The 2,236-nt window shown below is 55.1% G+C and carries 1 protein-coding gene and 3 pseudogenes; 3 read left to right on the top strand and 1 reads right to left on the bottom strand.

Going from position 1 to position 2,236, the window contains the following annotated elements; translation table 11 throughout:
- Positions 1 to 86 precede the first annotated feature (86 nt).
- A pseudogene (locus NCT04_RS34115) lies at positions 87 to 251 on the bottom strand (transposase); the annotation flags it as partial.
- 64 nt (positions 252 to 315) lie between these two features.
- On the opposite strand from NCT04_RS34115, the gene NCT04_RS34110 reads away from it, so the two are divergent.
- The 3 genes and pseudogenes from NCT04_RS34110 to NCT04_RS34940 all read left to right on the top strand — a co-directional run.
- A complete protein-coding gene (locus NCT04_RS34110) occupies positions 316 to 732 on the top strand; it encodes a helix-turn-helix domain-containing protein (protein ID WP_284509500.1) in 417 nt (138 codons plus the stop codon).
- A gap of 51 nt (positions 733 to 783) precedes the next feature.
- A pseudogene (locus NCT04_RS34105) lies at positions 784 to 1,944 on the top strand (IS3 family transposase).
- Between the two features lie 9 nt (positions 1,945 to 1,953).
- Positions 1,954 to 2,136 (top strand): annotated as a pseudogene (locus NCT04_RS34940) (hypothetical protein); the annotation flags it as partial.
- Between the last annotated feature and the right edge of the window lie 100 nt (positions 2,137 to 2,236).

Genomic DNA, 2,236 nt, shown 5'->3' with positions numbered 1-2,236 from the left:
TTCCTTGTCTTGCCTTCGCTTTCCATGCTTCAAATCTCCCGTTACAGCCAAGATCCGAAGTCTCCTACATTTCCGGGGCGGTTCAAGTTGGCGTTGACCCCATGCTTGAGTGCGAGCCCGGCGACCGAAGCACCCGGCTCAAGACACGCTTCCACCAACTTCTGTTTGGTTTGCCGGTCATATCTGCGCTTGCCGTCCCGACCGACGTTGACGACCTTCAGCCCAGTCGTTTCTGAGTGTTCTTCTGTCATGAAAGGTGTCCACTGATTCGAATGAACTGACCCCCGAAGGTTGCACCTATCTTTGGGGAATGTCTTGGGAAAATATACAGAACAAGCGAAGCTCGCTGCAGTTAAGGATTATTGCGCTGGCCATCACGGGCTCAAGGTCGTCGCGCGACGTCATGGCATCAACGTAGAATCGCTGCGTAGATGGGCAGCGCTTTACCGCGTACATGGCGCTGAAGGTGTGCAGGAGAAGCGTAGAGCGACCTATAGCTTAGAATTCAAGCTATCGGTTTTGCAACGTATGCGAGATGACGAATTGTCCTACCGCCAAGTTGCAGCCCTCTTTGATATCCGAAATTTCAACATCATTGGCAACTGGGAACACGCATACGACGAAGGCGGCATGGCCGGCTTGTCGCCGTACGCTTCCGTGCGCCGCCCAAGAATGAAAAAGCCGTCTGACCTGCCCGCTTTTCTAAGACCACTGCGTTCTGTAGTGGTCTAATGAATCCGGACGCTGATTTAGGCGAGAATGGTCGCCATGAAGAGGTGTCTGATGAGCAAGCAACGACGTACGTTTTCCCCGGAGTTCAAACAGCAAGCCGCCGGTCTGGTGCTCGACCAGGGCTATAGCCATATGGAAGCAAGCCGCTCGGTCGGCGTCGGCGAGACGGTGCTGCGCCGCTGGGTGCAGCAACTTCAGATGGAACGCCAGGGCGTCACGCCACAGGGCAAGGCAATCACGCCGGATCAACAGCGTATTCAGGAACTCGAGGCACGTATCGAACGCCTCGAGCGTGAGAAGGCCATTTTAAAAAAGGCTACCGCGCTCTTGATGTCGGAAGGCATCGAACGTACGAAGTAATTGATCAGATTGGCGCAAGCGAATCGGTCGAACTGATCTGCGCGGTATTCGACGTATCGCGGTCCTGCCTGTATGCCCACCGAGGGCGAGCCCGACGCGTTGATGCCGAGCGCATGGCACTGCGTAGCCGAGTACATGAGCTGTTCATCGAGAGTCGAAGTTCTGCTGGCAGTCGCAGCATCATGGGCATGATGCGTGAGGAAGGTACGGCGATTGGCCGCTTCAAGGTCAGCCGCTTGATGGAAGAGCTCGGGTTGATCTGCAAGCAGCCGGGGCGCCATATCTACAAGCAAGCCACGGTCGAGCGGATCGATATCCCGAACTATCTCAATCGCGAATTCGAGGTTGGTACGCCGAATCAGGTCTGGTGTGGTGACATCACGTATGTCTGGGCGCAGGGCCGTTGGCATTATCTGGCCGTAGTACTCGACCTGTTCACGCGTCGGGTTGTTGGCTGGTCCTTCTCGACACGCCCTGATGCCGATCTGGTCGTACAGGCGTCAGATGGCCTATGAGCAGCGTGGTCGACCGCAAGGCTTGCTGTTTCACTCGGATCAAGGCGGCCAATATGCAAGCCGGAAATTCCGTCAGCGCCTCTGGCGCTATCGGATACAGCAGAGCATGAGCCGTCGAGGAAATTGTTGGGATAACTCCCCGATGGAAAGGCTGTTCCGCAGCTTCAAGACGGAATGGCTGCCGTCAGTGGGATACATGTCGGCGCAGGAAGCGCACCGGGATATCAGCCACTATCTGATGCACCGGTACAACTGGAAACGACCGCATCAGTTCAACGACGGACTGGCACCAGCTGTTGCGGAAGAAAAACTTAACGCAGTGTCCGGGATTAGTTGACCACTACAAATGGGCGTGGCCGAGTATCAGTTGCTTCGACAGGTGCCCGAATCGCTGGGAACAACGCTGCCGTCGATCGACCAGATTGAAGCAGAGCTTCGGCCAGATTGCCCAACATTTAATACGGGCGCACCAGCAGCTGTGTGGATACGTGAGTATCACAGACTAATCCGAAATCCATATTTGACATAATTATCGATCACCTCGCGCGGCCCTGTAGAAGCAATATGAGAATGTCGTGTTCTAGCAATATACAAATGTCGGGTTTTGTACCCACTGGCAAGCTGGCGAT

Origin of the sequence: Caballeronia sp. GAFFF2, from assembly GCF_023631485.1 — a bacterium.
Taxonomy (GTDB): Bacteria; Pseudomonadota; Gammaproteobacteria; order Burkholderiales; family Burkholderiaceae; genus Caballeronia.
This window is presented reverse-complemented; position numbering and strand designations above follow the sequence as displayed.